Source organism: Thiocapsa imhoffii (assembly GCF_016583985.1).
Classification (GTDB): Bacteria; Pseudomonadota; Gammaproteobacteria; order Chromatiales; family Chromatiaceae; genus Thiocapsa; species Thiocapsa imhoffii.
In genome coordinates, this window is the sequence record NZ_NRSD01000002.1 from 143,448 (window position 1) to 165,418 (window position 21,971).

General features: G+C 61.2%; 16 protein-coding genes. All 16 read left to right on the forward strand.

Going from position 1 to position 21,971, the window contains the following annotated elements:
- Positions 1-409: 409 nt before the first annotated feature.
- Entirely contained in the window at positions 410-676 is a 267-nt protein-coding gene (gene ubiK, locus CKO25_RS03100; protein ID WP_200386469.1) for a ubiquinone biosynthesis accessory factor UbiK, read from the forward strand.
- Between the two features lie 20 nt (positions 677-696).
- Complete coding sequence (locus tag CKO25_RS03105; protein ID WP_200386470.1) at positions 697-2,223, forward strand: YifB family Mg chelatase-like AAA ATPase; 1,527 nt, start codon at positions 697-699, stop codon at positions 2,221-2,223.
- Between the two features lie 121 nt (positions 2,224-2,344).
- The gene (locus CKO25_RS03110; RefSeq protein ID WP_200386471.1) at positions 2,345-4,261 is read left to right on the forward strand and encodes an ATP-binding cassette domain-containing protein; all 1,917 of its coding nucleotides are present in this window, start codon (positions 2,345-2,347) and stop codon (positions 4,259-4,261) included.
- Positions 4,262-4,653: 392 nt separating this feature from the next.
- Positions 4,654-7,161 (forward strand): glycogen/starch/alpha-glucan phosphorylase, encoded by a 2,508-nt coding sequence (locus CKO25_RS03115; RefSeq protein ID WP_200386472.1) that lies wholly within the window; start codon positions 4,654-4,656, stop codon positions 7,159-7,161.
- Between the two features lie 392 nt (positions 7,162-7,553).
- Positions 7,554-8,750 (forward strand): PP2C family protein-serine/threonine phosphatase, encoded by a 1,197-nt coding sequence (locus tag CKO25_RS03120; protein ID WP_200386473.1) that lies wholly within the window; start codon positions 7,554-7,556, stop codon positions 8,748-8,750.
- Positions 8,751-9,019: 269 nt separating this feature from the next.
- Positions 9,020-9,412, forward strand: a complete 393-nt coding sequence (locus CKO25_RS03125) for an Hpt domain-containing protein (RefSeq protein WP_200386474.1) — start codon at positions 9,020-9,022, stop codon at positions 9,410-9,412.
- A 79-nt stretch (positions 9,413-9,491) separates the two neighbouring features.
- Complete coding sequence (locus CKO25_RS03130) at positions 9,492-9,833, forward strand: STAS domain-containing protein (protein ID WP_200386475.1); 342 nt, start codon at positions 9,492-9,494, stop codon at positions 9,831-9,833.
- 91 nt (positions 9,834-9,924) lie between these two features.
- Complete coding sequence (locus CKO25_RS03135; protein WP_200386476.1) at positions 9,925-10,923, forward strand: SLBB domain-containing protein; 999 nt, start codon at positions 9,925-9,927, stop codon at positions 10,921-10,923.
- A 79-nt stretch (positions 10,924-11,002) separates the two neighbouring features.
- The gene (locus tag CKO25_RS03140; RefSeq protein ID WP_200386477.1) at positions 11,003-13,162 is read left to right on the forward strand and encodes a GumC family protein; all 2,160 of its coding nucleotides are present in this window, start codon (positions 11,003-11,005) and stop codon (positions 13,160-13,162) included.
- A 154-nt stretch (positions 13,163-13,316) separates the two neighbouring features.
- Entirely contained in the window at positions 13,317-14,369 is a 1,053-nt protein-coding gene (locus tag CKO25_RS21555; RefSeq protein ID WP_200386478.1) for a glycosyltransferase family 4 protein, read from the forward strand.
- Positions 14,366-15,379: a glycosyltransferase family 2 protein gene (locus CKO25_RS03150; protein WP_242467360.1), complete on the forward strand. Its 1,014-nt coding sequence runs from the start codon at positions 14,366-14,368 to the stop codon at positions 15,377-15,379. Before CKO25_RS21555 ends, CKO25_RS03150 begins: the two co-directional genes overlap by 4 nt.
- A 153-nt stretch (positions 15,380-15,532) precedes the next feature.
- Positions 15,533-16,117, forward strand: a complete 585-nt coding sequence (locus CKO25_RS21560) for an acyltransferase (RefSeq protein ID WP_200386479.1) — start codon at positions 15,533-15,535, stop codon at positions 16,115-16,117.
- A gap of 144 nt (positions 16,118-16,261) precedes the next feature.
- Entirely contained in the window at positions 16,262-17,641 is a 1,380-nt protein-coding gene (locus CKO25_RS03160) for an O-antigen ligase family protein (RefSeq protein ID WP_200386480.1), read from the forward strand.
- A gap of 136 nt (positions 17,642-17,777) precedes the next feature.
- Positions 17,778-18,566 carry a hypothetical protein gene (locus CKO25_RS03165; protein WP_200386481.1) on the forward strand — a complete coding sequence of 263 codons (789 nt, stop codon included), beginning with the start codon at positions 17,778-17,780 and terminating at the stop codon, positions 18,564-18,566.
- Positions 18,567-18,619: 53 nt separating this feature from the next.
- Positions 18,620-20,272, forward strand: coding sequence for an oligosaccharide flippase family protein (locus tag CKO25_RS03170; RefSeq protein ID WP_200386482.1), 1,653 nt, complete (start codon positions 18,620-18,622; stop codon positions 20,270-20,272).
- A gap of 7 nt (positions 20,273-20,279) precedes the next feature.
- Positions 20,280-21,758 carry a phosphotransferase family protein gene (locus CKO25_RS03175; protein WP_200386483.1) on the forward strand — a complete coding sequence of 493 codons (1,479 nt, stop codon included), beginning with the start codon at positions 20,280-20,282 and terminating at the stop codon, positions 21,756-21,758.
- Positions 21,759-21,971 lie beyond the last annotated feature (213 nt).

The window sequence follows — 21,971 nt, forward strand, 5'->3', positions numbered from 1 at the left end:
TATAAGCATGCTTCATGCCAGCGATGACTCCGGTCTGTGCCCAGAGGTTTTTCGGCACCATGTTGCGCTACAGCAACATCATGCCGCGCTATTGTGGTGCGCATTGTTTGGGTCTAGATCCATGTCGCACCATAATAGTGCGGAGAATCAACCCGGCGGGATTTAGCCCAGCCCATCTCCGCGGTGGGTCGCGCCAGAAACATCAGGCGGTCCTGCGTCTATAATGAAGGGCAGGCGGGCCTGCGCGGGCGCTCGGCTCAGCGACCTGGGCATCAGGCGGGGCGCTGCTGGCTCAGGTCTCATGCTCGTTCGACGTGACCATCGTGGGCTCGATGGTCGCCATCTTCTCACTCCCGGCATCCAGTTTGGATGCGGGATCCAACCCCATGCCTTGGAGTCAAGACACCGTATGTTGGACCCAAAACAGCTCGACGATCTTGCACAACGGTTGGCATCGGCGATGCCCAAGGGCATCCAGATGTTGCAGGAAGACATCAATCGCAATCTGCGGGCATCGCTCGAATCCGGTCTCGGTCGACTCAACCTGGTGACGCGTGAAGAGTTCGACGTGCAGTCCGCCGTGCTTGCGCGCAGCCGTGAAAAGCTGGCTCTATTGGAGGCGCGTATCGCCGAACTCGAGCAGTTGCTCATCCAGACGCAAACGCCAGGAGACTAAGACGGGCGCCGATTAAGAGCGTGGCGCTCTGCATCCTCCATAGTCGTGCGCGGGTTGGCATCCACGCCCCGACGGTGACGGTCGAGGTCCACCTCGCGGGTGGCTTGCCGTATCTGTCGATGGTCGGGTTGCCTGAAATGGCGGTGAAGGAGAGTAAGGACCGGGTGCGCGGCGCGCTCCTGAACAGCCGTTTCCAGTTCCCCATCGGTCGCCTGACCATCAACCTCGCGCCCGCTGATCTGCCGAAGGAGGGTGGGCGCTTTGATCTTCCCATCGCCATCGGAATCCTCGGGGCATCCGGGCAGGTCCCGATGGACCAACTTGATCGGTACGAGTGGATCGGTGAACTGGCGCTGTCGGGTCACTTGCGTCCCGTCACCGGTGTCTTGCCGGCCGCCATGGCTGCTCGGGCCGCGGGTCGAGAGCTGGTCGTGCCCCTCGAGAACGCCGAGGAGGCCGCGCTGGTCGGCGGGCTGGTCGTGCGCCCGGCGGGCCATCTCCTGGAGGTCTGTGAGCATCTGAGCGGCACCCTGGCGCTCCCGCGGTGCGGGGCGAAGGAGACGGTGCAACGACAGCCTGACTACCCCGATCTCGTTGATGTGAGAGGGCAGGATCATGCGAAGCGAGCCCTGGAAGTCGCTGCCGCCGGTGGGCATGGCTTGTTGTTCATCGGGCCGCCGGGAACGGGCAAGTCGATGTTGGCCAATCGCCTGCCGGGTTTGCTGCCACCCCTGACCGAGGACGAGGCGCTTGAGGCCGCGACGATCCGCTCGGTCAGCGACCGTGACCGTTTCGACCCGGAGCGGTGGCGCGAGCGTCCCTTCCGTGCCCCGCACCACACCGCATCGGCGGTGGCGCTTGTCGGCGGGGGCAGTAATCCACGGCCCGGGGAGATCTCGCTCGCGCACCAGGGCGTGCTCTTCCTGGACGAGTTGCCGGAGTTCGACCGCAGGGTCTTGGAGGTGCTGCGTGAACCGTTGGAGTCAGGCCATATCGATATCTCGCGCGCCGCGCGCCAGGCACGGTTCCCGGCTCGATTCCAACTGGTCGCCGCGATGAACCCTTGTCCCTGTGGTTATCTCGGTGACGATAGCCGGCGCTGCCGCTGTACGCCCGAGCAGATCGCGCGCTATCGTGGGCGCATTTCCGGCCCGTTGCTCGATCGCATCGACATGCACATCGAGGTTCCCCGGCTCGATCTGAAGGTGTTTTGGCCAGATGATGCCGAGGCGCCGGCACGCCTCTCCAGCGCGGAGGTACGGGCGCGTGTCGCTGCCGCGCGCACGCGGCAATTGGCACGCGCCGGCAAGCCCAATCATGCCCTGGGGCCAACCGAGGTCGAACGCGACTGTGTGCTCGACCCTATTGGTCTGAGTCTGATGCAGCAGGCGATCGATCGTCTCGCCTTGTCCGCGCGGGCTTACCATCGCATCCTCAAGGTCGCGCGCACCATTGCCGACCTCGATGCAATGGCGCGGATCGAAGCGCCGCACATCGGCGAGGCGATCGGTTATCGTCGACTCGATCGCGGCACCGCGGCGGGGTGACTGGCGCCGGGCGCCCTCCTCGGCGTGAGGCCGGGTCCTGGGTGTCGTGCGCTCGACCAGCAGCGCATGCTGAGTGCGTCCGGGAGTGCGCCCTGCTGTTTTCAACGATGAACCCGAAATCATGCTGCAACTGCAATCACTGAGTCTTCGCCGTGGGCCGCATCTGCTGATCGATCAGGCCGACGTCACCGTGTATCCGGGCCAGAAGGTGGGACTTGTCGGCTACAACGGCTGCGGCAAGTCCAGTCTCTTCGCCCTGCTGCTCGGGGAGCTGCAAGCCGACACGGGAGGGGCCGCGATTCCGAACGCCTGGACGATTGCGCATGTGGCGCAGCACACGCCGGAGGGGCCGCGAGAGGCGATCGAGTTCGTACTCGATGGCGATGCCGAACTGCGCCGCATCGAGGCCGAGTTGCGCCAGGTCGAGTCGAGCGGCGATGGTCTGCGACAGGGCGAGCTGCTCGGTCGGCTCGAGGCGATCGATGCCTATGGAGCCGAGAGTCGGGCCGCGCGCCTGCTGCATGGGCTGGGTTTCGCTCCTGGCGAAGAACGACGCCCGGTCAATGATTATTCGGGTGGTTGGCGCATGCGTCTAGCATTGGCGCGGACCCTGATGTGTCGCTCGGATCTCTTGCTGCTTGATGAGCCGACCAATCATCTCGACCTCGACGCGGTGATCTGGCTCGAGGGTTGGTTACGGTCGTATTCGGGGACGCTCCTCCTGATCTCCCACGATCGCGACTTTCTGGATGCCGTGACCGGACACATTCTGCATCTCGAGCGCCAACAGTTGACGCTCTACAGCGGCAACTACTCTGCCTTCGAGCGCCAGCGTGCCGAACGCCTCGCGCAACAGCAGGCGGCGAGTGAACGTCAGCAACGTGAAATGGCTCACATGCGTCGTTTCGTCGACCGTTTCCGGGCCCAGGCAACCAAGGCGCGGCAAGCGCAGAGTCGTTTGAAGGCGCTGGAGCGCATGGAGTTGATCGCCCCCGCGCATGCCGATTCTCCCTTTCGATTTGCCTTTGCGCCGGCGGAAACGTTGCCGCGACCACTGCTCCGACTCGATCAGGTGGCCGCGGGATACGGTGGCACCCACGTGATCGAGCGGGTCGCGCTCAGCCTAAACCCGGGTGATCGCATCGGCTTGTTGGGACGCAACGGGGCTGGTAAATCGACCTTGATCAAGGTCTTGGCTGGTGTGTTGACACCCAGCGCAGGGCGCATGGAATGCGCTCAGGCGCTCAAGATCGGCTATTTCGCCCAGCACCAGATCCATCAACTCCAGCTCGATGAGAGTCCGCTCGCCCATCTGCGTCGTCTCGATCCGGCCGCGACCGAGCAAGCGCTGCGCAGCTATCTCGGTGGGTTCGGTTTTGCCGGGGATCGCGCCCTCGATCCCGTCGGGCCACTGTCGGGTGGCGAAAAGGCGCGGCTGGTGTTGGCCTTGCTCATCCGGCAGCGCCCGAACCTGCTTCTACTCGACGAGCCGACCAACCACCTCGATCTGGAGATGCGTCATGCGCTGAGCGAGGCACTGCAAGGCTTCGATGGGGCGCTGGTGTTGGTCTCACATGACCGCCACCTGTTACGCGTGACCAGCGACACGCTGTTGCTCGTCGACGCCGGCGCGGTGCGGCCTTTTGATGGTGATCTGGATGACTATCCGGCCTGGTTGGCCGGTCGCGCGAGCAAGGATGCCGTGCTTGAGTCCACCGGCAATGCGGCGGCGAGTGCGTCCGACGGCAAGGATCGTAAACAACAACGTCGCCAAGCCGCCTTGTCCAGACAGTCTCTGCAACCGCTGCGTCAACGGGAGAAGACGCTGGAACAGCGCCTCGACAGCCTCGCGGCCCGGCGCTCACGGATCGAACAGGCCTTGAGCGAGCCGAACCTCTATCTCGCCGAGGCCAAGACCCAACTGCTCACCCTGCTCGAGGAGCAGCGGCAGGTGAATGCGGAGCTTGAGGAAACCGAGGAGGCTTGGCTCGAGATCACCGAGGCTCTCGAGCATGCGCGGCAGTGTGAGGAGGGATGACAGAGCACGATGATCCCCACTCGAACGCCACCTGAACCGAATTCAGCGTCTGCAAAGCGAGCAGGGCCGCGTCATGATGTTCGGCGTCCGAACGCTCGGCAGCGCCGTGGCTCCCGGTGCGTCTGCGCTCAAGGGCGGCCTCGTCAAAACGGTCCGAAGCTTGCATTGTCTGGCTGCGGGTATGCACGGTCGCACCCTGGAGTCGTCTCGGTATGGTCGCGGGTTCTGGTGCGATTGCTGCCGCCGGGCGAGCGAGTCGGTGCAAACATCCCGCGGACGATCGATCGAGAATCGTGGCCTCGCGTGATCGGCTGAGCGGCGTCCTCCGCGGCAACGCCGAATCCCGGTAGCGAGTTCAACCTAACCCCCAACTCTAAGGACCAAATGGCGCCATGTCACCGTTCAAGAATCTGATCAACGCTCGACCGAACGACCAGTTTTTCGATCTGCCGTCGCTGCCCATGACACCAGAGGGGATCGCGCGGAGTTTCCAGCACTACTACGCCTATACCTTGGGGCGCGATCGTGACTGCCACTCGGCCTACTACCCGTACAAGGCGCTGGCCATCTCTCTGCGCGACCGTCTGATGGAGCGCTGGAAGTGTACACGTCAAGCCTATGACAACGCAGGTTGTAAACGCGCCTATTATCTGTCGCTCGAGTTCTTGATGGGTCGAACCCTATCGAATGCCATGCTCAATCTCGGCATCACAGACGCCGCAACCCAGGGCCTTTATGATCTCGGCATTGCGTTGGAGGAGATTGCTGGAAACGAACCCGATGCCGGCCTCGGCAACGGTGGGTTGGGTCGGCTCGCTGCCTGCTTTCTTGACGCCTGCGCGACTCTCCAATTGCCGGTGCGCGGCTATGGATTGCACTATGAATACGGCATGTTTCGTCAGGTCATCGAGAACGGAAATCAGATCGAGGAACCCGACCATTGGGTTCGTGACGGCAATCCCTGGGAACTCGAACGCCCGGAATTCACCCAGCGGATCCAATTCGGCGGCTGGACCGAGACACACAAGGATGCAACGGGGCGCGAGCTGGTGTCCTGGGTTGGTACCAATGATGTCCTCGCCGTACCCTACGATATTCCGATTCCTGGCTATCACAACAACACCATCAACACCTTGCGTCTGTGGAAGGCGGCGGCCACCGACGAGTTCGACCTCGGGGAGTTCAATTCGGGTAGCTATCCCGAGTCGGTCGCGCGCAAGAACGAGGCCGAGCACATTACCATGGTGCTCTATCCCAATGACGCAAGCGAGAATGGCAAGGAGCTGCGTCTGCGCCAGCAATTCTTTCTCGCCAGCGCGAGTTTGAAGGATGTGCTGCGCGATTGGATCCGGTTGAATGGTCGCGATTTCAGCCAGTTCGCGGCAAGGAATTGCTTTCAACTCAATGACACCCATCCAGCCGTTTCGGTTGCTGAGTTGATGCGCCAATTGATGGACGAACATGGGTTGGAGTGGGGCGAGGCCTGGTCGATTACCAGCCAGACCATGGCCTACACCAACCACACCCTCCTGCCGGAAGCGCTCGAACGCTGGCCCGTGCGATTGTTCGAACGTCTTCTGCCGCGGATCCTGCAGATCATCTACGAGATCAACGCGCGTTTTCTCGACGAGGTCTCCACGCGTTGGCCTGGTGATAATGACCGGATACGGCGCATGTCACTGATCGAAGAAGGCCACGAGCCACAGGTGCGCATGGCGTATCTCGCCATCGTCGGGAGCTTCTCGGTCAATGGTGTTGCTGGTCTGCACTCGCAGCTCTTGATCGAGGGACTGTTCCGCGATTTCTACGAGCTCTGGCCGAAGAAGTTCAACAACAAGACCAATGGTGTCACCCCGCGGCGCTGGCTCGCGATGTGCAATCCGGATCTGCGTGAACTCATCAATGAAACCATTGGCACCGACTGGGTGAGGGATCTCGATCAACTCGAGCGACTCGCACCCTACGCCGAGGACGCGGCCTTTCGCGCGCGCTGGGACGCGATCAAACAGGCGAACAAACGCCGGCTGGCCGAGACCGTCGAACAGGCGTGTCGGGTAACCTTTCCAGTCGATGCGCTGTTTAATGTGCAAGTCAAGCGTATCCATGAGTACAAACGGCAGTTGCTGAATGTGCTGCACGTGGTCCATCTCTACAACCGGATCAAACGCGGTGACACGAAGGATTGGACTCCTCGGTGTGTCTTGATCGGTGGTAAGGCCGCTCCTGGCTATTTGATGGCTAAACAGATCATCAAGCTGGTGAACAACGTTGCCCGCGTCATCAATGGCGATCCCGAGACCGAAGGGTTGCTCCGCGTTGCCTTCATCCCTGATTACTGTGTCTCGTTGATGGAGATCATCGCCCCTGGAACGGATCTGTCAGAGCAGATCTCCACGGCCGGCAAGGAGGCTTCGGGCACCGGTAACATGAAGTTCATGATGAACGGTGCCATTACGATCGGAACCCTTGACGGGGCCAATATCGAGATCCGCGAGCGGGTTGGGGAGGAGAACTTCTTCCTCTTCGGATTGACCGCCGCGGGCGTTGAGTCACGCCGCGAGCACTATGACCCGAATGGCATCATCGCCGCGGACTCCGCCTTGCTCGAAGTCATGAGTCTCTTGGAGTCCGGTCACTTCAACCGTCACGAGCCCGGGATCTTTGATCAGATCATCCTGTCGATTCGTAACGCCCATGATCCCTGGATGACGGCGGCCGATTTCCGCAGCTATATTGACACCCAAGCCCTAGTCGACGAGGCCTACCGTGATCGCGAACGCTGGCTGCGGATGAGTATCCTGAATACGGCATACAGCGGCTATTTCTCCTCGGATCGCACCATTTCGGAATACAACCGCGACATCTGGCATCTTGAGTCCGTGCTGCCGCGTCCCCTGTAACCCTGCTCGATCAGGCTGATCGTTCCGCACGGGACGGTTGTCGTCAATCTCAGGTTCGGGGCCGCCCCAGGACGGGGGGCCCCGGCCTGCCCGCCACCATGCGGGGTGGCGGCAACGGTCGTCATCCTTAACGTGACGCGCTGGCGCGCGCGCCCCTTAATCGACGCGAGGAGTGCATTGCAGCCCTTGAACGTCAATCCGCGCGTTCGGACCGCGTCTGCGCGCACGGCTGAAAATGCTTTGTCCGGGTGCACAACAGGGTCTAGGATACAGCGCCAGGTGAGGTTTGCCAGGACCATCGAGCATTCAATTCGAATGAGTTGAAGACATCAAGACGACTCGACGGTTTGAGTCCGGCACGATAGAAAACGGCGCGAGAGCCATGAGCAAGCATGCGAATTTTGATCGTCGATGATGCCCTCGATGCGCGAGAAATCGTCGCGCGCCTGCTCAAACGCTGGGGCCATGATGTGGTGACGGCGTGCAATGGCCTCGAAGCCCTGGAGATCCTACAGCGCGAGCCGATTCGGCTGATCATCAGTGATTGGATGATGCCCGAACTCGACGGTCTCGAACTCTGCCGTCAGGTCCGCGCCACGCAATGGACGCACTATGTCTATTTCATCCTGCTGACGGCACGCGATGACAAGGATGATCTGATCGAGGGGATGACCGCTGGGGCAGATGATTTCCTCACCAAGTCCTTCAACTTCGAGGAGCTGCGGGTGCGCTTGCGGGCGGCCGAGCGCGTCTTGAACCTGGAGAGCCAGCTCGCCGAGCGGAATCGCAAGCTCAACGAGATCAATCAGGAACTTCAGGTTGCGCTTGATCGCATTCAACTCGATTTGCGTGCGGCGGCAAGTTTGCAGGCAAGCCTCCTGCCTAAGAACCCGAATCTCTCCCCGCGTCTGGTTCTAGATTGGCTCTTTCTGCCGGCCGCGGTCGTCGGGGGAGACATCTTCAGTGTCTTCCCACTCACCGACGATAGCCTGGGTTTCTACCATCTGGATGTAGCGGGTCATGGAGTGCCGGCGGCGATGCTGTCGGTCACCTTGAATCAGACGATCAAATCGGCCCTCGCGGAGGGACGGCTGACCGTCGCGACGGGACCGACGGTGCGGCCGAAGCCGCCGGATGAGACGGTCGCGCTCCTGAATCAGCGCTTCCAGTCCAATGACTCCGTGCCCTATTTCACGATGGTGTTCGGGTATTTCGAGATCTCGACGGGTCGTGGGCAGTTGTGTCAGGCCGGCCATCCCCATCCAGTGCTGGTCCGTCACGGCGGTCGGGTCGAGCGTGTGGGGCATGCGGGTTTTGCGGTCGGGATGTTCGAAGATGCGACATTCGACTCCGTGGACTTCGAACTGGCGCCGGGAGATCGGCTGTTCATCTACTCCGACGGCATCACCGATTGCCGGAATCCGCAGGGCGAAGGCTTCGAGGCGCAGCGTTTCGAGTCACTGCTCGCGGCGTGCCATGAGCTGTCCTTGCCCACCCTCACGCATCATCTTGATGCCTCGCTCGCGCGCTGGCGTGGGGTTGGTGAGATCGAGGATGATATCTCCCTGCTCGCGCTGGAGCGACGGTGATCGCGAGTGATCCGGGCTGACGACGGGCTTGCGGTGGTCAGTCTGCTCTATCTGCAGGCTGTGAAGTCTGCGAGAATCCACCGTCATGGTGCTGAGTGAGCCCCTGTCACGCCCGCGCCACACCCTGGTGGCCCGTGCGCGTGGCGACGACTACTCAGCGGGTGTGTACTGTGTCAAGGCACGCGGAGGTCCCTTCCTCCAGAGGCGTCGTTTGCCTGGAGTCGGATAGGTGCTCGTTCGGTTCGTGCGTTTCAGATCAGGTGGCCGGCATGTCAGTCTCGAATCACATCTCCAACAAACAGATCATCGACGAACGTGTCCTCCAGGATATCCGTGATCTGATGGAAGCGGATTTTCCCGGTTTGGTCGAACGCTTCATCGTTGATGCGGGATCCTTGTTGGACGAGATCGAGGACGCTCTGGCGCAAGATGACGCAGGGCGCGTGCATCGCGCGGCCCACACTCTCAAAGCCAGCTCGGCATCATTGGGTGCCAGCGCGTTGTCTGAGTGCGCGAAGGCATTCGAGACGATGGGGCGATCCGGCCACCTCGACGGGGCGGCGGACCAATTCGCGACGGCGCGTGAGCAGTATCGTCTCGTCACGGAGTTGCTGGAACAGCGCCTGCGCGATGCTCACCCCAACATCCCATCTCAAGACTGATACCGAAGCAGCGCGCCTCACGATGAGTGAGCGCACGCGACAGACCGAAACGAATGCCAGAGCGACGGAGTAACCGAGCATGAAAGTCACCTTGACGAATCGCCGGATCGGCCACCTCGAGTGCGTGGCCATTTCCGGTAGCCTCACCGCGGCCGATACCGCCGTTGCCAGGCAGCATCTACTCGACCGCCTGGAACAGGGTGACGGAAAGCTGGTTCTCGACCTCAGCGAGTTGAATTTCTGTGATTCCAGCGGGCTCTCTGTTCTGATCTCGGCGCTCAAGGCCGCACGGGCACAACAAGGGGATGTCGCCCTGGCCGGTCTGACGCCGCCGATTCGCGCCCTCATCGAGTTGACTCGCCTGCAGCAGGTCTTTCAAATCTTCGACAATGCTGAACAGGCCGCCGTGGAGATGCGCTGACGTCCCACCGCGCATGTTCGAATGAGCCGATTCGCGCGTCCCGGCGGGAGGGTTCGACGGTGGTGCCACGTTTGCATAAAGGCCTTGCGTCATGTGGCGAATTTCAGGGTGTGCGCTCCTGGCAACTGCCGTCCTGAGCGGGTGCGGAACCTGGGAACGCGTTCCGCGTGCGACCCCTGACGCGGCCGCGGCGTTCGAAGTTCCGGAGCGACGCATCGAGGCGACGAGCTTCGAACTGCTGAAACAATTCGAGGAGGCTGGCGAACCCCTTTATCGGCTGGGTCCGGGAGACGAGATCGTCGTGGATATCGCCGCCCGACCGGAGATCTCGGGATCTCATCTGGTGGGACCCGATGGCTTCATCACGGTGCCCTTCGCGGGCCCTGTCCTGATCGGTGACTTGACCCGCGAGCAAGCCGCCGACCAGGTCCTCGCCGCCCTGGAGCCCTACTACTTCGATCTCTCCGTGACCGTTGGCATCATGCGCTACGGATCGAACCGGATCGTGGTGTTGGGTCGTGTCGAGAATCCAGGGGTTCTGCAGTTCGACAGCCCACCGAATCTGCTCGAAACTCTGGCTCAAGCGGGTGGTCTTCCCTTGTTGCGGCCAGAGCAACTCCTCACGCGTTGCGCCATCATTCGCGGCGATGCGATTCTTTGGGTCGATCTGGCGCGGCTGCTGACCGGCGATCTATCGCTGAACATTCGGCTGCAGCGGAACGACATCGTCTACATTCCGGATTCGACGGATACGCCGGTGTATGTCTTGGGCGAGGTCCAGAGTCCCGGCGTGTATCGACTCACGCCGCAGATGTCTTTCCTCGATGCCTTGAGTCAAGCCGGTGGTCCGACTCGTGATGCCAACCTCAATCGCATTCATGTCATCCGCCCGGCCGATCGTGTCAACTTCAGTTTCTCCTTTATGCAAATTCTCCAACCGGATCCTTCGTTGAACGTGGCCCTCAAAGAAGGCGACATCGTCTATGTCGCGCGCAGCGGCGTCTCGCAGATCGGTTACATCCTGGATAACTTCAATCCATTCAGTACCCTGTTGTTGATCAATCAGCTGTTGGCTGTCAACGAAGACTGATGCGGTCGGCATCCTGTCCAGTCGGGCTCTGTTCCGTCTTGCACCAGGCGCGACCAACCGGTGACCGTCTGGGTCTCGCATGAACGCACCACCCCCGCAACCGACCTCAACGGGCGCCTTCCAGCCGCTCAATAGCATTTGGAACCATAAGGTTCTGGTGATCCTGATCGCCTTCATCGTCGCGACCGGCGGCACCTACGTCGCCTACATCAAAGGCACCGCGGTCTATCGGGCGACCGCGGTGATCTATGTGGCGCCGCGCTTTGCCAATATTCTCGGTGAAACCAAGGAACTTGAGTTCCAGTCCTTCACTCAGTTTCAGAACTTTATCAAGCAACAGGCTCGTACCATCAATCGTTACGATATCGTGTATGAGGCTTTGCAGCGTCTCGGTGATCGACGTTTCGGATTATGGCAGCAGCCGGGCGAGACCGAGCGCGCGGCCGCCGAGCGGTTGCAACGGTTGCTGCAGGTGCGTGACGTGCGCGACACCTATCTGATTACCGTAAGTCTGGACTCGGAGAATCCAAACGGACTCGACCTGCTCGTCAACACCGTCGTCGAGGTCTATCTCGAGAAGACCAAACGCGAAGAGATCTATGCCGGTGAGGATCGCATGGAGATTCTGCTTGAGCGGCGTGCAGAACGCGTGCAGCGGGTGCGGGAACTGACACAGCGACGCAACGAACTGGCCCAGATTCTTGGGGTGACCACCTTCGTCGAGGGAACCCTGAATCCCTACGATACCCTCTTGATCGAGGGCACGAGCGCGGTGCTCGCGGCGGAGCGCACGCGGATTACCGCGGCCGCGGAGTTGGCGACCTATGACGAGGCGGTTGGTGGCGAGACCGCCGCACGGGCCTTGAGTGCGGCAGCCAGCGATCTGGCGGCAAGAGACCCGGGGCTGAACAGCCTCAAGGCGAATCTCTATAAACGACGCAGCGAGGTGCTCGAACAGACGACCGGGCTGACCGAGAACCATCCGGTGCGGCGCATCGCCCAGCGTGAACTCGACGACCTCGAGAGCGAGGTGCGCAGTGCCTCGGAGCAACTCATTGCCGAGAAGTCGGTGATGTTGCTCGAAGAACGCATCGCACGTTTGCGCGAGGCCTCCGAGATCGAGACGGTGCTGCGCACGCAACTGCGTGAACAGCAAGACCAGGCGTCCTGGTTCTCCGCCCATTATAACGAGGCGCTCGATCTGACCAATGAGATCGCCCGCGAGCGCAAGGCCTTGGAGGCGATCGATGATCGTTTCGAGTTCCTTGAGATCGAGGCGAGTGCGCCGGGGTTTATCCGCATCTCGACCTGGGCCTTGCCGCCGATCACGCCAGTGAGCGGTGGGCGCACCAAGCTCGCGGTGATCTTTGCCGCAGCCGGTGGCATCCTGGGTCTCTTGGCCGCCATCGGGATCGATCTGTTCGACCGGCGTGTTCAAACATCGCGTCAGGTGCAGGCCATTCTCGGGTTTCCGCCCTTGGCGTCGTTCCTCGACCCCTCACCCGATCCGGCACGGCGCGCGCTCCTGTCCGATCAAATGCGCCAACTCGGTCTCGCGCTGCGGCGCGAGCACAGTGCCAACGGGGTCCGTCGCCTCGTGGTGACCTCGGCCCGTCATGGCTGTGGCGCGACCACGATCATCCTTGATCTGGCACGCGAACTCGATCGCCAAGGGTTACGCGCCATCGTGGTGGAGGCCAATCTGCTGATGGCGGATCCCCGCTATCAGGGTGATCCGGCGCGGGCCGGGTTGATCGATGTTCTATCGGGCAAGGCCGAGCTGAGCGCAGCCATCGCTCCTGGCGATGACCGCTTGCCCGACCGCATCGGAACGCTTGGGACCAATTGGGATCGGCTCGTCGACTGTCGCCGGCTGCCGGATCTCATTGAGCGACTGCTGGAGCAATACGAGATGGTGATCGTGGATGCGGCACCCATTCGTCTCTCCGCCGATACCGAGTATCTGATTGGCTTCTGCGATGCGGCCTGGCTGGTCGTGCGTGCGCGGTTCGCCCAGATCGGCGAGGTCAAGGGCTCCGCGTCACGTCTGGAGAAGGCGTCACCGCCTGCCGTGGGCTTGATCATGAGCGGGCTCCCCATCTTCTTTGGCGGTGGGTATTACAACGAGATCCTCAAGGAATACCGCCGGCTGTTACCCAAAGAGGAGTCCAAGTGGCGCAAGCGCTGGCGATCCCGATCGGCAACCGCACGGCATGATGAGATATCAGCGCAACCCTAAGGTCGATCGCCCGAGTCAACGGGGGCGATCGTCATCATCGCAAGACCGGCCTTTGATACTATGATGAATCATGATCTTTCGGCGCCCCCGGTGCGGAGCCAGCGCGCGGCAAGACGACAGATCTCCAACGGTATCAATCACGGAACGCCAAAACATGCCCAGACTGGTGTATGTGTTGCACAGTGGCAATCTCTATGGAACCGAGCGGATGGCCCTAGCGACGCTTGAGGGGTTGCGCGATGACTTCTCTCCGTTGTTGTGCTCGCCCGCGGGGCCGGTGATCGCCGAAGCGCAACAGCGTGGCGTGGCGACCTGCGTCTTTGAGAATCCGCGTGACCTGGCGCAGATTCTGCGTCGGGAACTCGCGCAGCACCGAGATGTGTGTTTCGCGGCGACGGCAGTGACGCATTCGGTGCTGTTCGCGGCCTTGAATCTGTTCTACCGGCGTCGTGGCGTGCATGTGCACATGGTGCATGGCGGGACCGATGAACGCGACAGCTACGGGCGGAAGAAGGTGTTGAATGGGATGGGCTCAATCTTCGTGGCGGTCTCCGACTATGTGCGAGAACGCCTCATTGCGAACGGTGCCCGCGCCGCGCGGATTCGTGTCATCGAGAATTTCCTGAGTCCCGAGGACGTTGCGACGCGACCGCGCCGGCCGCCATTCTCACGCCCCGGTGTGCGGCGTGTGCTCGTGGTCTCGCGGATCGATCCGATCAAACGAGTCGATCTGCTGCTCGAGTGTCTCGACCGCCATGCGGATCTCAATGCACTCAATGTGCGCATTCTCGGCACCGGATGGGATCTCGAGGCGTTGCGTGAGCGTGCCCGGGCGACACATCCGAATGTGACCTTCGTCGGCTTCTCCGATCAGGTGCCGCGCGAATTGGCCGAGGCTGATCTACTCTTGCACCTATGTCCGGTCGAGCCCTTTGGGCTGGCGCTCCTGGAGGCCATGGCAGCAGGTCTGCCGGTGCTGGTGCCGAACTCCGGTGGTGCCGGCTCATTGATTGAGGACGGTGTCAGTGGTCTGCACTTTCATGCCAATGACGCGGATGATCTTGCGCGGCGACTGGTCGAACTGCGGACCGCGGAGGCGGCGATGCTGAACCAACTCGTTGCCGCGGCGGATCGACAATTGGCGAGCCGTTTCTCCGCCGCGGCCCGGATCGAAGACTACCGGCGGCTATTTCACGGAGTCGTATGATGAGATCGCAGGCAGCGAACCTAGTGTTTTCGGTGGTCATCATCGGGCGCAACGAGGGGGCGCGACTGGAGCGATGCATCCGCTCGGTGCACACCACGCGGGGTGTACGCGGTCAGTTTGATCTCATCTATGTGGATTCGGACTCAAACGATGGTAGCCCTGAGCTGGCGAGAAAACTCGGTGCGCGTGTCATTCGGGTCAAACCCGAGCGCCCATCGGCCGCGCTGGGGCGCAACGCCGGATGGCGCGCCGCGCACGCCCCCGTTGTGCTCTTCCTCGATGGCGACACCATTTTGGACCCGGATTTCGTTGCCGCGGCCCTGCCTTTGCTCAAGGACCCCAGCGTTGCGGTGGTGTGGGGGCATCGCCGCGAACTGCGCCCGGATGCCTCGCTCTACAACCGGGTCCTGGATCTGGATTGGATCTATCCACCGGGGCCGAGCGAATTCTGTGGCGGTGATGCCCTGATGCGGCGCTCCGCGCTCGAACATGTGAATGGTTTCGACGAAGGTCTGATCGCCGGTGAGGAGCCCGAACTCTGTCAACGGCTGCGCCAGCAGGGCTACCGGATCGAGCACATCGATCATGCCATGACCCTGCACGATCTTGCGATCACGCGCTGGAATCAGTACTGGCGCCGGGCGGTTCGTGCCGGTCATGCCTACGCCGAGGTCGCCGCGCGTTTCCGCGACAGCGATCAGCCCCTGTGGACGGCAGAGGTGCGTCGCAATCGCATCCATGCCGCGGTGCTGATGCTCGCCGCCCTTGGCGGCATCGCCTTGGCCGTTTATGAGGCGGCCTTCTGGCCGCTGCTGTTGCCGCTGGTCTTCTATCTGGGGTTGATCGTCCGCACGGCGCATCGCGTGGCGTGGAAGGATCCGAACCTGGTTACCCGCTTGCTCTATGGGGTGCATTCGCATCTGCAGCAGATTCCGATCCTGTTCGGGCAAGTCGGGTTCTATCGTGACCGGCGGGCAGGTCGCCGCAGACGTCTGATCGAGTACAAATGATCGTCATCCACCAGATTGGCCAGGTTCCGGTGCTACCGGAAGATGATGGCCTGGTGCCGCGGGCGGGACTCGGCGGCTGACCGGCAAGCTGACGCGCTCACGCGATGATCCGTTGTGGGTGCGACTGGCTTCATGACTTCGAGGGGGATGTGAATGGGACAAGGGTTCAAGGCATACGCGGTGGCGATGCTGGTGCCGATAGCGCGATTGCGCCGCCGGCTCGCGCCGCTCACACGCCTCTGGAGTCATGCGCGATTGCGCGAACGCATCACCTCGCCACTCGATCCCTCGGTGGTGGTGCTGGCAACCCCGGAGATTCATGGTACCGGCAGGCTTCGGCTCGGTCGCGGGCTCTATCTCTATCCCGGTCTCTATTTCGAGACGCAGGAGGAGGGTACGATCGAGATCGGCGATGAGGTGGTGATGTCGCGTGGTGTTCACGTGGTGGCCTTCCACGGCATCCGGATCGGCGCGGGCAGCATGATCGGCGAGTACAGCAGTGTGCGCGATGCCAACCATCGTCGGGACGGTGATCAGGCGCTCCGGTGGGCTGGCCATGAGAGTCGGCCGATCGAGATCGGTCGGCAGGTGTGGATCGGGCGCGGCGTGACGATCCTGCCCGGCGTCACCATTGGCGATGGCGCCGTGATTGGTGCCAATGCCGTGGTCACCCACGACATCCCAGCGGGCGCGGTCGCGGTTGGGGTGCCGGCGCGGGTGGTGGGCGCCGGGTCCTGATGAGGGGGATCGCGTGCACCTGCGGCGCGTTTCTTCCCGTCACCCGTGCCCCGGGGTCCGTGTCAAAGGCAAATGAATCCATGATCCGAGCCCCGATTGCCAGTTCCGACTGAGCACCGTCCAGCCACCTGAGCGCACTTCTCGATGCTTGCGAGTATTGCCATCATCCCTGGCCTGATTGCGCTCTGGATCGGTTTCACCCGTGGCCCTCACTACGCCTTTATCTTTGTCTATCTGCCCAGCATGCTCTTGCTGCCGGAGTATTATCGGTGGGTCATCTCCGGGCTGCCGAGTCCGACCTTCAGTCTCGGTGCTGCATTCGGGACTGCTGCCGCTTTCTTCGCTCGGGGAGCGCCGGGCTATCGCTTCCATGCGATGGATCTGCTGGTCTTTTCGTTTGTTTTAACCGCCTTCTATTCCGAATTTCGCGTCTCCGGCTACAAGGATGCGCAGAATCTCCTGATCAACCTCACCGCCTGGGCCGTGCTGCCCTACATCTTTGCCAAGAGTCTGGTCGAGCCTGCTGGATTGCGTGTGCTCTTCGCGAAGACCTTGGTGGTCTGTCTTTTCATCATTTCGGTCGTTTCGGTCTATGAGTTTCGGATGGGAACGACGCCATGGCGCATGATCCTCGATCCCTTTTTCCCCGGACAGGCACGTTGGGTCACAACCTTCCGCTGGGGGTTTGCCCGCGTTGCCGGTCCCTATGGACATGCGATCCTGGCCGGCGTGATCCTGGTCATCGGCTATCGGATCCAACGGTGGCTTGAGTGGAGCGGCGCTTGGGATCCGAAGCCCAAATATGCTCCCTGGCTGCCGATCAGTCAGGGGCGGCTGATCACGCTCGGGATCTTGGCTGGGGTCATCATGACCATGGTGCGGGGGCCTTGGATGGCGGCGATCCTGGCATCAATGCTGGTGATCATCGGACGTTCGCGCCAACGTGTCGCAGCGATCGCAGTCGTTTTAGGGCTCCTCATCTTCGTCGGGGTTCCCGGGATCATCTGGTTCCTCGACTACGTCTCGGTTGGCCGGCAAGGGGCGCAGACGGTTGCTCAAGAGTCAGCGGCCTACCGTTGGGAACTCTTGACCAAATACGCCGATATCGCGGGCGAGAAACTCTGGTTTGGCTGGGGCTTGAATGATTGGCCGAAGGTACCGGGGATGCCTTCGATCGACAACTATTATCTGCTGTTGCTGCTCATGCATGGGTTGGTGGCCGTGATCAGTCTGGTGGCCATCATGTTGATCATGCTGGTCCGTCTCACGGCGCACGGGATGCGGCAACCCCTTGCCGAGCCACGCGGCAGTTCGCTGGCGTTCACGCTAGCAAGCCTCTATCTGGCGATTGCCTTCTCCATTGCCACGGTCTATCTCGGTCTGCAAACGGTTCCCTTGTTCTTTATGATCACCGGTTGGGGCATCGCCTATCTCCAGTCTGGAGTTGAGGGCCTTGGCGGCGAGGCGGCGGCAGCCCCAATCGAAGTCGCGCCACCCTATCGTTTTCGGCGGATCATGACATAATGACTTCCGTTGTCCTGGTGAGCCAAGACGTTGGGAACTGGTGATCGCTCAGATCGGCGGAGGCGGCGAGCTGGGCTCTGATCACGGCAGCGTGCGCGGCGCGAGCCGATTCGCTTTCCACTGAGACGTTGCAACCATGCGTAACCACATCATCCTGACCAGCGGACGCAGCGGCAGCAATTATCTGACCAATGTTTTGAATCGGCACCCGCGCCTGGTGAATTACGGTGAAGTGCTCGCGCCCATGATTCCACCCTACAAGTGGTTCTTGAAGTGCAAGCTCTGCCCTTGGTCCGTCGAGCGCTATCTGAACGGGTTCTACCACAGCCGATTGGTCTTTCATGCGGGACAAGTCTATTCCGCGCGCGCGCATCGCAAGGCGAAGAAGCCGGTGCATCACAAGCGCTATCGTGACGTTGTCAGCATTGGCACCAAGGATTTCTTCTTGAGCGTCAAAAATGCTGGGATGACGGACTATTATGTGGCGCGCCCCGAGATCTCGATCATCTATCTACGGCGCGATAATCTGCTCAAGCGTTACCTCTCGGGCGTCTTCATGCGCAAGACGCGAATCGCGGCGAGTGAACAGGCGGTCGAGGTGCCCAAGGGGCGGGTCGATCTCGAGCACCTCGATCGCTCCCTGATGATCATGGCTGCCGAGGTGGCGCATGAACAGGCGGTGATGGCCGCGTTGACTCGCCACCCGGTGATGTCGATTCGCTACGAAGACTATTTCGCGAGCGACGTATCGATCATCGACTACAATCAACGCGTCTTCGCATTTCTCGGTGTCGAGCCGATCCCGATCAAGAGCGAACAGAAAAAGATCCTCCCCCAAGCCATTCGAGATCTCGTCGAGAACTACGATGAATTGTGCGCGCATCTCGCGGATGGGCCCTATGCGAAATTCCTTGAGGATGCTTGACCAGCACCCATGCTGGTCATCGTGCAGATCCGACGGATAACGAGTCATCAGCCATGTCGGAAAGGGGTTCGAGACAAACAACAGCAACACGCAGTGCGGCCGAGACACTCGATCAATCTGGTCTGAGTCGCCTGATCGGGCGGAACGTCTTCAGCTCGGTCGGGGCGAAGATTCTTTACTTGGTCACCCGTTTTTTTCTTCCGCCCATTATCCTCGCCTATTTGACCTTAGAGGAGTATGGCATCTGGGCGATCTGCTTCATCCTGATTGGCTACATGGGGATGGGCTCGTTCGGCGTCACCAATGTTTACGTCCGCTATGTGGCTCAGTACCACGCCCAGGGCGAGGAGCACCGGATCGGAGGGTTACTCTCAACGGGGCTGACGGTGGTGAGTCTGCTTGGTGCCCTTATCCTTGCCGCCCTCTGGTTCGGTCTTCCGCAATTGATCACGGCCATGTCGGTCTCCACCGAGTTGCATGAGACCGCCTTCGTGCTGATTTTCAGCACCGCCGTGGTCTATGTGTTCGTGATGAGTTGGGGCGCGTTCGCCTTCGTGCTGACCGGGTTACAACGCATCGTGCAACAGAATCAGGTCTGGGTCGTGTCCTTCATGCTGGAGACACTCCTGATCGTCGCCTTCCTGATGGCGGGTTTTGGCCTCTATGGACTGCTCTATGCCTTCGCCATTCGCTACGCGCTGTCCATACTGATCAACATCTGGCTCTGCTTCCGTTACATCCCAGGTTTGCGTCTTTCCTTCTCCAGTATCAATCGTGGCGACCTAGCGCTTTTCTCCAGCTATGGCGGCATTCTCCAGCTCTCTGGCTTTCTCGGCATGTTCCTGCGCTCGATCGAGAAGCTGATTGCCGGCTTCTTCATCAATGTGCAAGCGACGGGTTTGTTCGACGTCGCACAGAAATTCCCGGTGATGGCGACCTCCATCCCATCATCAATGAATGCGGTCTTCCTGCCGGCGACCGCCTATATGTTCACTCAGGAGCGACGCGACGAACTCTTGGGCCTCTACGTCAAGGGTGCCCGCTACATCAATCTGCTCACGGGGGCGATGATGGGGTTCATGGCGGCGTTCGCGGCGCCTTTGCTTATCGCTTGGCTCGGTCCCAAACCTGATCTTGCGCTCGCGCCCTTGATCCTCGCTTGCTTCACTTTGCCCTTCCAGCTCAATGTGCTCACTGGTCCGGCGACAAACATCTATCGAGGGATGGGAATCCCGGCACGCGAGCTGATCTATCCGCTGACGCAACTCGTCCTGGTCGTCGCTTTGGTCGCAGCGGGTTTCCTACAGTTTGGCATCAATGTCGTGGTCATCACCCTGGCGGTTGCGTCGGCCATGGTCCTGAGCGCGCTTATCTACATGATCTATACCAATCATTTCGTCGGTCTGGGCCAATGGCGATTCATGCGGGTGGCACTCTTGCCTGGACTCTTGCCCTATGTCACCGGCTTTGCCTTGTTTTTCCTGATGCAGCCCTGGATCGACGCAGTTGCCGAGGATCGCTGGGGGAGTGCGTTGCTGGTGCTGGCCGCAGCGCTCGCATACGGGTTGCTGCAAGCGCTCCTCACTTGGTTCCTGCAGCTCGATGCCAGCGAGAAAGGCTATGTCGCGGATAAGGCGCGGGGCGTGACGCGACGCTTCAGTGGCAAACGACGCCGACCAGGTCGGGGGGCGCCGCATGACCCATGATAGAACGATGAATGCGTTTGCCGAAGACTATCGGCTGGCGGATTTCAAGTTACTGCTGCCATTGCGTCCAGATGCCAGAGTCTTGGTGATGGGGGTGCGCGACCTCGCCTTCCTCCCGCATCTGATTGCGGAGATCGGTGGAGAGATCGATTGCGTCGGTGATGAGACCATGTTGTCGAGCCTGCCTGAGAATGTGCGATCCGTCACCGCACCGAGCGGGACCTACGATCTGGTCTTCTCCGACACGGCGACGGCGGGGCGATACCTGCGCCCCGGCGGGGTGCTCTGCCGGTTCCTCGGGCAAGGCGAGGATCTTGACAGAAAGGACGTACAGCTGCTTGGCCGTTGGCGGGCCTATCCGACTTGGCCGGCGTTCCGCGTCCTCATCCCGGATCACGCACTGGGCTGGCGGGCCGCCGCTCGACATTTGTGGGTGTTTCCAACGCGGTCGATGGTGGGACTCTGGGCACGGCTGGCTGCTGGGTCGGTTGCAAGACGATTTCCAGAGCAGGGGATCGCGCTCAGCCGGCGGGTGGGTTCTGCTCCGGCTTCGACGATGCTGGACGCATTGCGTGGCGCCCTGGCGGCCCGCACACAGGATCCGCTACGCGACACGCCACTCGAGCGCTGGTTGATCACCTCGGGACGTCTCGGGCCGGGCAACCCGATTCTCGCCTTTTGTCTGGACGAGGAGGGACGCCCACAACGTCTCATCAAGGCCGCTCGCGAGGTCGGTGCCCAACATCTTCAAATCGAGGCCGCGCAACTCGAGGAGATCGAACAGGCGCTTGGTCCCGCGCTGGCGTCTCGGGTGATCCGCCCAACCGCCTCGGCGGTGGTCGCTGGGCGTTGGGCGTTGGCCTACGACTTCGAGCCAACCCACCCCTTTTTCGGTCCGCGCTGGCGGTTGCAGGGGAGGGCGCATTTCTGCACTGGGATGGCGGATTGGCTCGCGGCGCTAGGGTGTGCGACCCGCCGGACGGCGGCACGCGAGGAGATCCAGGACCGTCATGTTTTACCCCTTCAGCGCTTGGTGGCGCGCGCGATCCTGCCGCACCCGCTGCAACGGCAAGCCGAACAGGCATTGGACACCCTCCAGCGTCTGGCTCCATCGCTTCCATTGATCCTTGAGCATGGCGATCTCGGCATCTACAACGCCCGTCTCACCCGTCCGGACGGTCGCGATTTTCGTGTTCTCGATTGGGGTTCCTCGACCTTTGCGGGGATTCCGCTCGGCGATCTCTGCTACCTCCTAAGTTCGGCTCGGGCACCGGTTCATCTGGCACGCCGCTGTCTCGATGCTTATCTGGTCGGCATGAAACGGCCCACTGGAGAAGCGCCCGCACTCTGGTTCAGCTATCTGGCAAGGCGTTGGGAAGAACTCGATGGGATCCGGAAGCCCGTTGCCGGCGACCCGACCTCTGGGGGTGGGATCTTACTCGCGACCCATGCACGGGTCGCGTCTTATCTGCATGCGCTGGTTTGAGTGCCGGTCGTGATTTTCCACCGCGACGCACCTAAACAGCATGGTCCTGATTACAATTGGTGCGCATTCAATGAGATTTTTCCGGGTCGACGTCGATTCGTCGACGGTGTTGATTGATCGCAATCAAAGCACACTCGGTCGTTCTCTAAATCATCAAATAAATGCTCGTATCAGCTTTAATCAATTACACCGATTCTAGAATGGACAGGTTCG

What these genes read in the sequence shown, in the direction of transcription:
- CKO25_RS03135 (WP_200386476.1), top strand. Translation starts at nt 9,925, where the DNA reads ATGTGGCGAATTTCAGGGTGTGCGCTCCTGGCAACTGCCGTCCTGAGC.
- CKO25_RS03120 (WP_200386473.1), top strand. Translation starts at nt 7,554, where the DNA reads ATGCGAATTTTGATCGTCGATGATGCCCTCGATGCGCGAGAAATCGTC.
- CKO25_RS03110 (WP_200386471.1), top strand. Translation starts at nt 2,345, where the DNA reads ATGCTGCAACTGCAATCACTGAGTCTTCGCCGTGGGCCGCATCTGCTG.
- CKO25_RS21560 (WP_200386479.1), top strand. Translation starts at nt 15,533, where the DNA reads ATGGGACAAGGGTTCAAGGCATACGCGGTGGCGATGCTGGTGCCGATA.
- CKO25_RS03125 (WP_200386474.1), top strand. Translation starts at nt 9,020, where the DNA reads ATGTCAGTCTCGAATCACATCTCCAACAAACAGATCATCGACGAACGT.
- CKO25_RS03160 (WP_200386480.1), top strand. Translation starts at nt 16,262, where the DNA reads ATGCTTGCGAGTATTGCCATCATCCCTGGCCTGATTGCGCTCTGGATC.
- CKO25_RS21555 (WP_200386478.1), top strand. Translation starts at nt 13,317, where the DNA reads ATGCCCAGACTGGTGTATGTGTTGCACAGTGGCAATCTCTATGGAACC.
- CKO25_RS03175 (WP_200386483.1), top strand. Translation starts at nt 20,280, where the DNA reads ATGAATGCGTTTGCCGAAGACTATCGGCTGGCGGATTTCAAGTTACTG.
- CKO25_RS03140 (WP_200386477.1), top strand. Translation starts at nt 11,003, where the DNA reads ATGAACGCACCACCCCCGCAACCGACCTCAACGGGCGCCTTCCAGCCG.
- CKO25_RS03165 (WP_200386481.1), top strand. Translation starts at nt 17,778, where the DNA reads ATGCGTAACCACATCATCCTGACCAGCGGACGCAGCGGCAGCAATTAT.
- CKO25_RS03150 (WP_242467360.1), top strand. Translation starts at nt 14,366, where the DNA reads ATGATGAGATCGCAGGCAGCGAACCTAGTGTTTTCGGTGGTCATCATC.
- CKO25_RS03170 (WP_200386482.1), top strand. Translation starts at nt 18,620, where the DNA reads ATGTCGGAAAGGGGTTCGAGACAAACAACAGCAACACGCAGTGCGGCC.
- ubiK (WP_200386469.1), top strand. Translation starts at nt 410, where the DNA reads ATGTTGGACCCAAAACAGCTCGACGATCTTGCACAACGGTTGGCATCG.
- CKO25_RS03115 (WP_200386472.1), top strand. Translation starts at nt 4,654, where the DNA reads ATGTCACCGTTCAAGAATCTGATCAACGCTCGACCGAACGACCAGTTT.
- CKO25_RS03130 (WP_200386475.1), top strand. Translation starts at nt 9,492, where the DNA reads ATGAAAGTCACCTTGACGAATCGCCGGATCGGCCACCTCGAGTGCGTG.